6 protein-coding genes and 2 pseudogenes are annotated in these 8514 nt (G+C 70.9%); 6 read left to right on the top strand and 2 right to left on the bottom strand.

The annotated features are described in order from the left end of the window. The 5 genes and pseudogenes from KN815_RS43120 to KN815_RS43100 all read left to right on the top strand — a co-directional run. Window positions 1–416, top strand: a pseudogene (locus KN815_RS43120) (hypothetical protein); the annotation flags it as partial. Between the two features lie 264 nt (window positions 417–680). Beyond that, complete coding sequence (locus KN815_RS43115) at window positions 681–3293, top strand: DUF4118 domain-containing protein (protein WP_216347213.1); 2613 nt, start codon at window positions 681–683, stop codon at window positions 3291–3293. Then, window positions 3290–3973, top strand: coding sequence for a response regulator (locus KN815_RS43110; RefSeq protein WP_216347212.1), 684 nt, complete (start codon window positions 3290–3292; stop codon window positions 3971–3973). The genes KN815_RS43115 and KN815_RS43110 overlap by 4 nt, the downstream gene beginning before the upstream one ends. A 62-nt stretch (window positions 3974–4035) precedes the next feature. After that, complete coding sequence (locus KN815_RS43105) at window positions 4036–4464, top strand: OB-fold nucleic acid binding domain-containing protein (RefSeq protein WP_216347211.1); 429 nt, start codon at window positions 4036–4038, stop codon at window positions 4462–4464. 3 nt (window positions 4465–4467) lie between these two features. Next, window positions 4468–5286, top strand: a complete 819-nt coding sequence (locus tag KN815_RS43100; RefSeq protein WP_216347210.1) for a DUF3159 domain-containing protein — start codon at window positions 4468–4470, stop codon at window positions 5284–5286. Window positions 5287–5298: 12 nt separating this feature from the next. On the opposite strand, the pseudogene KN815_RS43095 reads toward KN815_RS43100, so the two are convergent. Both KN815_RS43095 and KN815_RS43090 read right to left on the bottom strand, forming a co-directional pair. Beyond that, window positions 5299–5970 (bottom strand): annotated as a pseudogene (locus KN815_RS43095) (potassium channel family protein); the annotation flags it as partial. 88 nt (window positions 5971–6058) lie between these two features. After that, on the bottom strand, window positions 6059–6727 hold the full coding sequence (locus tag KN815_RS43090; protein ID WP_059141662.1) for a potassium channel family protein: 669 nt from the start codon (window positions 6725–6727) through the stop codon (window positions 6059–6061). Between the two features lie 624 nt (window positions 6728–7351). On the opposite strand from KN815_RS43090, the gene KN815_RS43085 reads away from it, so the two are divergent. Further along, on the top strand, window positions 7352–8514 hold a 1163-nt coding region (locus KN815_RS43085; protein WP_216347209.1), incomplete at its 3' end, for an ATP-binding protein.

The following is an 8514-nucleotide window of genomic DNA, read 5'->3' as shown; positions in this document are numbered from 1 at the left end:
GCGGCGCGACCCCGACCGCCGCCGCCTCCGAGCCCGCGGGCGGCGGAGCCGATCAGGGCTCCGGGGCCGAGCAGGGCGGGGGAGCCGAGCAGGGCGGCGGGGCCGACGCGGGCTCCGGCCAGACGATCAGTTGCCCGGACGTCGCCTCGAAGATCAGCGGCGTACCGGCCGCCGCTCAGGCCGAGGTGGACCGCAATGTCGCGCTGCTCCAGACGCAGCTCGACGAGGCCAACAAGCGGCTCGGCACGAGCCGGGGCGAGGGCGGCCCCAACTTCGTGCGGAACGCCATCCTGGGCCCGCTGAAGGACAAGCGGGCCTCGACGATCGACCGCATCGAACTCTCCTTCTCCCGCCAGGGCTCGACCGCCCCCTCCGGTCTCGACGCCCTGGCGGGCTGCTCGCTCACATCCGGCTGAGCCGACGGCGTAAGGCCCGGCCCGAGGCGAGCGTCTGCCGGTGGGCCGTACCCTTCTCTGCGGAGTACGGCCCACCGGCTTTTCGCATGGGCTCCCCCAGGGTTGGACGGCCGGGTGTCAAAGGCGCGTCAAGACGGCGCCGACGACCGTAAGGGAGCCGTCAAGGAACGGTCGGCCCGGCCGGGGACGGGGTTTGCTCTAAAAGCATCGCCCGCTGGCAGCCCGCCATGAGCTCAGGCGCCGTCCAACAGGGAAAATAGGGGTATGGGACGCGGAAAGTTGCGGATCTACCTCGGTGCGGCACCGGGCGTGGGCAAGACGTACGCGATGCTGTCCGAGGGGCATCGCCGGGTCGAGCGGGGCGCGGACCTCGTGGTCGGCTTCGTTGAGCACCACGGCCGTCGCCGTACCCAGGTGATGATGCACGGGCTCGAGGAGGTGCCCCGCCGGGAGCTGGAGTACCGGGGGAGCACCTTCACCGAGATGGACGTGGACGCGGTGCTGGCGCGCCGCCCCGCCATCGCGCTCGTCGACGAGCTGGCCCACAGCAACGTCCCCGGCTCCCGCAACGAAAAGCGCTGGCAGGACGTCGAGGAGCTGCTGCGCGCTGGCATCGACGTGGTCTCCACCGTCAACATCCAGCACCTGGAGTCGCTGGGCGACGTCGTGGAGTCGATCACGGGGGTGCGCCAGCGGGAGACCCTCCCGGACGAGGTGGTGCGCCGGGCCGACCAGATCGAGCTGGTCGACATGTCGCCCCAGGCGCTGCGCCGCCGTATGGCGCACGGCAACATCTACGCGCCCGACAAGGTCGACGCCGCGCTCTCGAACTACTTCCGGCCCGGGAACCTGACCGCGCTGCGCGAGCTGGCCCTGCTGTGGACCGCCGACCGGGTCGACGAATACCTCCAGCAGTACCGCGACGAGCACTCCATCCGCTCCACCTGGCAGGCGCGTGAGCGCATCGTCGTCGGGCTGACCGGCGGCCCGGAGGGACGGACCCTGATCCGCCGCGCCGCTCGGATGGCGGCCAAGGGCTCCGGCAGCGAGATCCTCGCCGTCTACATCGCCCGCAGCGACGGCCTGACCTCGGCCTCCCCCAAGGAGCTGGCGGTCCAGCGCACCCTGGTGGAGGACCTCGGCGGGACCTTCCACCACGTCATAGGGGAGGACATCCCGGGGGCGCTGCTGGAGTTCGCCCGCGGTGTCAACGCGACCCAGATCGTGCTCGGCTCCAGCCGCCGCAAGACCTGGCAGTACGTCTTCGGACCCGGGGTGGGCACCATGGTCGCCCGTGACTCCGGGCCCGACCTGGACGTCCACATCGTCACGCATGACGAGGTCGCCAAGGGCCGCGGGCTGCCGGTGGCGCGCGGCGCCCGGCTCGGCCGCTCCCGGCTGATCGCGGGCTGGGTGGTCGGGGTGGCCGGACCGGCCCTGCTCACCCTGCTGCTCACCGGCACCGGCGCCACCCTCGCCTCCGAGGCCGGGCCCGGCTTCGCCAACGAGGTGCTGCTCTTCCTGTTCCTCAATGTGCTGGCCGCCCTGCTGGGCGGCATGGTGCCCGCCCTCGCCTCGGCGGCCGTCGGGTCGCTGCTGCTCAACTACTACTTCACCCCGCCGACCCACACCCTGACCATCGCCGACCCCGATAACATCGTCGCCATAGCGATCTTCGTGGCGGTCGCCGTCTGTGTGGCCTCTGTGGTCGACCTCGCCGCCCGCCGCACCCACCAGGCCGCCCGGCTGCGGGCCGAGTCCGAGATACTGTCGTTCCTCGCGGGCAGCGTGCTGCGCGGCGAGACCAGCCTGGAGGCGCTGCTGGAGCGGGTCCGCGAGACGTTCGCCATGGACTCGGTGGCACTGCTGGAGCGGGAGAGCGATGTCGCCCCGTGGACCTGTGCGGGCAGCGTCGGCAGCCACGAGGGCACCCCGGCGCCCGAACGGCCCGAGGACGCGGAGGTGGACATGCCGGTCGGCGACCATATGGCGCTCGCGCTCTCCGGCCGGGTCCTGCCCGCCGAGGACCGCCGGGTGCTCGCCGCCTTCGCCGCCCAGGCCGCCGTCGTCCTCGACCGGCAGCGGCTGGCCCAGCAGGCCGGGCAGGCCCGTGAGCTGGCCGAGGGGAACCGCATCCGCACCGCGCTGCTCGCCGCCGTCAGTCACGATCTGCGCACTCCGCTCGCGGCCATCAAGGCGGCCGTGAGCTCCCTGCGCTCCGATGACGTCGCCTGGTCGGAGGAGGACGAGGCCGAGCTGCTGGAGGGCATCGAGGACGGCGCCGACCGGCTGGACCACCTGGTGGGCAACCTCCTGGACATGTCCCGGCTCCAGACCGGCACCGTCACCCCGCTCATCCGGGAGATCGACCTGGACGAGGTGGTGCCGATGGCGCTCGTCGGCGTCCCCATGGCCAAGGTCACCCTCGACATCCCCGAGGAGCTGCCGATGGTCGCGGTCGACCCCGGGCTGCTGGAGCGCGGCGTCGCCAACATCGTGGAGAACGCGGTGAAGTACAGCCCGCCGGACCGCCCCGTGCTGGTCTCCGCGAGCGCCCTCGGCGACCGGGTGGAGCTGCGGGTGGCCGACGGCGGCCCGGGCGTGCCGGACAGCGAGAAGGACCGCATCTTCGAGCCCTTCCAGCGGTACGGGGACGCCCCGCGCGGCGCCGGGGTCGGCCTCGGGCTGGCCGTCGCCCGCGGCTTCGCCGAGGCCATGGGCGGCCGGCTGACCGCCGAGGACACCCCCGGCGGCGGGATGACGATGGTGCTCACGCTGGGTGTCGCCGCCGGCCGCCCGCCGGCCGACCCCGGCCTCCCGGTCCAGGTCGGCTCCACGTCAGAGACAACGACACGGAAAGGCAGGCCCGTCACATGAACCGGGTGCTTGTGGTCGACGACGAGCCGCAGATCGTACGCGCCCTCGTGATCAACCTGAAGGCGCGCAAGTACGAGGTCGACGCCGCCGCGGACGGCGCCACCGCGCTCCGGCTCGCCGCCGCCCGCCATCCCGATGTGATCGTGCTCGACCTCGGCCTGCCCGATATGGACGGGGTGGAGGTGATCAAGGGGCTCCGGGGCTGGACCCGGGTGCCGATCCTGGTGCTCTCCGCCCGTCAGACCTCGGACGAGAAGGTCGAGGCCCTGGACGCGGGGGCGGATGACTACGTCACCAAGCCGTTCGGCATGGACGAGCTGCTCGCCCGGCTGCGCGCGGCCGTCCGCCGTGCCGAGCCCGCCGGGCAGCCGGACGACTCGGTGGTGGTGGAGACCGACGCGTTCACTGTCGACCTGGCCGCCAAGAAGGCCCATCGCGACGGCCGCGATGTGCGGCTGACCCCCACCGAATGGCATCTGCTGGAGGTCCTGGTGCGCAACGCCGGCCGCCTGGTCAGCCAGAAGCAGTTGCTCCAGGAGGTCTGGGGCCCTTCGTACGGCACCGAGAGTAACTATCTGCGGGTCTATATGGCGCAGTTGCGCCGCAAGCTGGAGGCCGACCCCTCGCATCCGCGGCACTTCGTCACCGAGCCGGGGATGGGCTATCGGTTCGAGCGGTGAGTGGGGCGGGCGATGAGTGCGGGGACGGCGTTTCGGCGTCGGCGCACCGGTACGCTGGCCCTATGAGTTCCGTACCCCACCCCTCCGACGGGGCCGACAGGGGAGTCAAGTCCGACAAACCGGTCGGCCGGTTCCGGCGGATGCTGGACCGGCTGTCGAGCTCCCAGGAGGAACTGCACTCCGCCGAGCTCCAGCAGGACGCGGAGGCCGCGGGCTGCACCAAGATCGGCGACTGCGGCGACCGTCAGATCGTCAAGGTGACGGGCACGCTGCGCACGGTGACGCTCAGGCCACGGGCCGGAGTGCCCGCTCTGGAGGCGGAGCTCTTCGACGGCACCGCCGCGCTGGACGTGGTGTGGCTGGGCCGACGCTCCATCATCGGGATAGAACCGGGGCGCAAGCTGATCGCCTCGGGCCGGATCTCCATGAGCCATGGGCGCCGGGTGCTGTTCAATCCGAAGTACGAACTCCGACCGCTCGGACAGGAGTAGCCGGTGACGCCAGACGACAAGACGACCCCGACCGGGCATCGAAGCGCCGCCGCCGACAGCAGGGCGGCGGCGGACACCGCGCTCCTGGAGGCGTTCGGCGGGGTGCGGGGCATGGTGGACACCACCGTCCCCGGTCTGGTCTTCGTTCTGCTGTACACGATCAACCGCGACATCCATCTCGCCGCGATCTCCGCGCTCGGCGTCACCGTGCTGCTCGCGGTCGCCCGGCTGGTGCGCAAGGAGACGCTGAAGCACGCCTTCAGCGGGGTGTTCGGGGTCGCGTTCGGCACGATCTTCGCGATGATGTCCGGCGACGCGAAGAACTTCTATCTGCCGGGCATGCTCTACACCCTGGGCCTGGCGATCGCCTACATTCTCTCGGCGATCTTCCGTTTTCCGCTGATCGGGGTGCTGCTCGGGCCGATGCTGAAGGAGAACCTCTCCTGGCGCACCCGTAACCCCGGCCGGTTCCGCGCCTACACCCGGTCCACCTGGGCGTGGGGGCTGATTCTGCTGGCCAAGTCGGCGGTGCTGTTCCCGCTCTACTGGTGGGGGGACGCCACCCAGCTCGGCTGGGTCAAGGTCGCGCTCGGCATTCCGCCGTTCCTGCTCTGTGTCTATCTGACCTGGATCTTCCTCGCGAAGGCTCCGCCGCCGATCGATGTGATCGCGGAGATGGAGGCGGAGGAGAAGGCCGAGCGGGAGCGGAAGTCCCAGGTCGGCGCGGCCGCCGCCGATCCGGTGCTCTCGGAGTGGACCGACCAGATCGTGTCCGAGGCGCGTACCGAATCGGCCGACCGGCAGCCGCCGCCCCGGCACTGAAGCCACTGAGACCGCGGCGTCCTGGCGCTGGACGGACAGCAACTGCTCGAGCTGCTCCTCGCGCGCCTGGGCCGCGACGAACAGCAGCTCGTCACCGGCCTCCAGCACATCGTCCTTGTTCGGGGTCAGCACGCGGGTGCCGCGGATGATGGTGACCAGCGTGGTGTCCTCCGGCCACTCCACATCGCCGACCCGGGTGCCCACCAGCGCCGCCTCCGGCGGCAGCGTCAGCTCCACCAGGTTGGCGTCGCCATGGCTGAAGCGGAGCAGCCGCACCAGATCGCCGACGCTCACCGCCTCCTCGACCAGCGCCGACATCAGACGCGGGGTGGAGACGGCGACATCCACGCCCCATGCCTCGTTGAACAGCCACTCGTTCTTGGGGTTGTTGACCCGGGCGACCACCCGGGGCACCCCGTACTCGGTCTTGGCGAGCAGCGAGACGACCAGATTGACCTTGTCGTCACCGGTGGCCGCGATGACCACATTGCAGCGCTGGAGGGCCGCCTCGTCCAGCGAGGTGATCTCGCACGCGTCGGCCAGCAGCCACTCGGCCTGCGGCACCCGCTCCACCGAGATGGCGGTCGGCGCCTTGTCGATGAGGAGCACCTCGTGCCCGTTCTCCAGCAGCTCGCTCGCGATGGAACGCCCCACGGCGCCCGCACCCGCAATGGCAACCCTCACGGTGCCTCCTCGTTCGCTTCTCCGCCCGCACGGCGCAGAGGTGCGGCCTTCGCTGTCCCGTGCGGCCCGGCGGCCGTGCGTGCGGCGCTCACCGATTCGCCTCCTCAGGGCCCTTCTCGAAGGCTGCCTCGACCTTCTCCACCTCGTCGGTGCGCATCATCACATGCACCAGGTCGCCCTCCTGTAGGACCGTCCCGGAGGTCGGCAGCATCGCCTCGCCGAGCCGGGTGAGGAACGCGACCCGCACTCCGGTCTCCTCCTGGAGCACGCTGACCTTGTGGCCCACCCATGAGGGGGAGATGTGCACCTCGGCGAGCTGCACCCCGCCGCTGGGATCCCGCCAATGCGGCTCCGCACCGGACGGCAGCAGCCGCCGCAGCATCTGGTCGGCGGTCCAGCGCACCGTGGCCACGGTCGGGATGCCGAGGCGCTGGTAGACCTCGGCGCGGCGGGGGTCGTAGATACGGGCCGCCACGTTCTCCACCCCGAACATCTCGCGGGCCACCCGGGCCGCGATGATGTTGGAGTTGTCACCGCTGCTCACCGCGGCGAAGGCCCCGGCCTCCTCGATGCCCGCCTCGCGCAGGGTGTCCTGGTCGAAGCCGACGCCGGTCACCCGGCGCCCGCCGAAGCCCGCCCCCAGGCGGCGGAAGGCGGTGGGGTCCTGGTCGACGACCGCGACCGTGTGCCCCTGTTGCTCCAGGGTCTGGGCGAGGGCCGCGCCCACTCGGCCACAGCCCATGATCACGATATGCATGCGTCTTACCCCGCACTCCAGATGACCGTGCCGACCTGCGCAAACACCCTGCTCACATCTTCCTTCCAGGACCTACGGGGCGACAGCGGGGCGGGACCCCGATGCCGGTGCCCGGGAACGACGGGAGTCGGCCGCCGCGGCACCTGTACCCAACCGTATCCGCACCGGCGGCCCGCTCCCTCGTCCGCGCGCGACGGCCGGGAGATGAACATGGTGACGTATGACATAGCGGGAAAGTTCCCGTGATGATGGGCGATGGGGGGAGGCGGCCGGAGGTGATCGCAGAAGCGCAGGGAAGGAACTGGACCGGGAAGAGCAACGATCATTTCCGGTTGCGGACGCGGAGTGAAAAGGCTGTTGGTGATCAGCCTCGACCACTACGGTGGGCCCGGGTTACGGCGCTTCATCGGTGGTCGCGACCCTTCATCTTTGCCTGAAATCCCGGATCTTCACCGAAACCACATGACAAATGCCGAGCGATTGCCGCTGGTTCGAACTTTGTCACGGGCGTCGGACACTAGGTCACGACATGGCTAAGATGATCGCCGTATTCCGTTTCCGGACGGGACATCAGGGCTCTGAGTCGTTCCTTCCGCGCCCGCGTTCTTCTGCACGAGGTTCCTGATGACTGATCACATAACGGAGGCGGTGAGCTGGTGTCTGGCCGCCGCGCTTCTCGTCGTCCTGGTGCTTCTGATCCGCCAGCGGCAGATCACCGCCGGAGTCCGCAGGCGAAACGCCACTCTCGAGGACAGCCTGCGCTCCCGTGACGAGGAGGTGCAGCACCTCGTCGACGTACGGCTCCCCTCGATCGCCGATGTGCTGAGCCAGCCCGGCCCGCTGCCGGGCCTGCGGGACGAGAAACTGGCCGGTACGGCCTTCGCGCAGAGCCTGCACGCCGTCATGGAACAGTTCACCCGCGCGGTGGACAAGGCACAGACGCGCGCCGACGCCTCCGCCAAGGCGGCGCTCAAGGCGTCCATGCGAGCCGTCCAGGGGCTCGCCAACGAGCAGCAGGTGTCCATCTCCGAGATGCAGGAGCGGCACGACAACCCCGATGTGCTGCGGGATCTGCTGGAGATCGACCACGCCAACGCCCAGTTCGGCCGGCGCGCCCAGGCCATCGCCGTGCTCTGCGGTTCCTGGCCCGGCCGTCAGCGGCTGGCCTCCTCGCTGACCGATGTCGTCCGCGGTTCCAAGTCGCGGATCCGCGACTACCAGCGGGTGCAGGTGCACGCGCTGATCGACGTCGCCGTGGTGAGCCGGTCCGTGGAGCCCGTCGTGCTCGCGGTCGCCGAGTTGCTGGACAACGCCGCCCGCCACTCGCAGCCCAACACCTCGGTCGAGGTCAGCCTCCAGCCGGTGCACAACGGGGCCTGCATCGTGATCGACGACGCCGGTGTGGGCATGGACGGCCTGGAGGTCCAGCGGGGCGCCGCCCTGCTCTCCGGCCAGCGCGCCGTGGACGTCTCCCGGCTCGGCGACCCACCGCAGTTCGGCTTCGCCGTGGTGGGCCTGCTGGCCGCGCGGTACGGCTTCAGCGTCTCGGTGGACACCCGGTCCCCGTACGGCGGTGTGCGCGCCGTGCTGTTCCTCCCGAGCGAGCTGCTCACCCATATCGACCCCGACGGACGGCAGGCCGGCGCGGCGCAGGACCCCGAGGGCGCCGAGCCGCTGCACACCCTGCCCTCCCGCCGCACCCACGCCCCCCGAAGAGCGCGGCAGGCACCTGCCGCTCCGGCCGAGGCCCAGACCCCGCCCCGGGCCCAGGTGCCGCCCCAGGCCCC

Source organism: Streptomyces niphimycinicus, from assembly GCF_018883605.1.
Taxonomy (GTDB): Bacteria; Actinomycetota; Actinomycetes; order Streptomycetales; family Streptomycetaceae; genus Streptomyces; species Streptomyces niphimycinicus.
The sequence above is the reverse complement of the archived record's forward strand: the minus strand, read 5'-3'. Positions and strand labels throughout refer to the sequence as shown.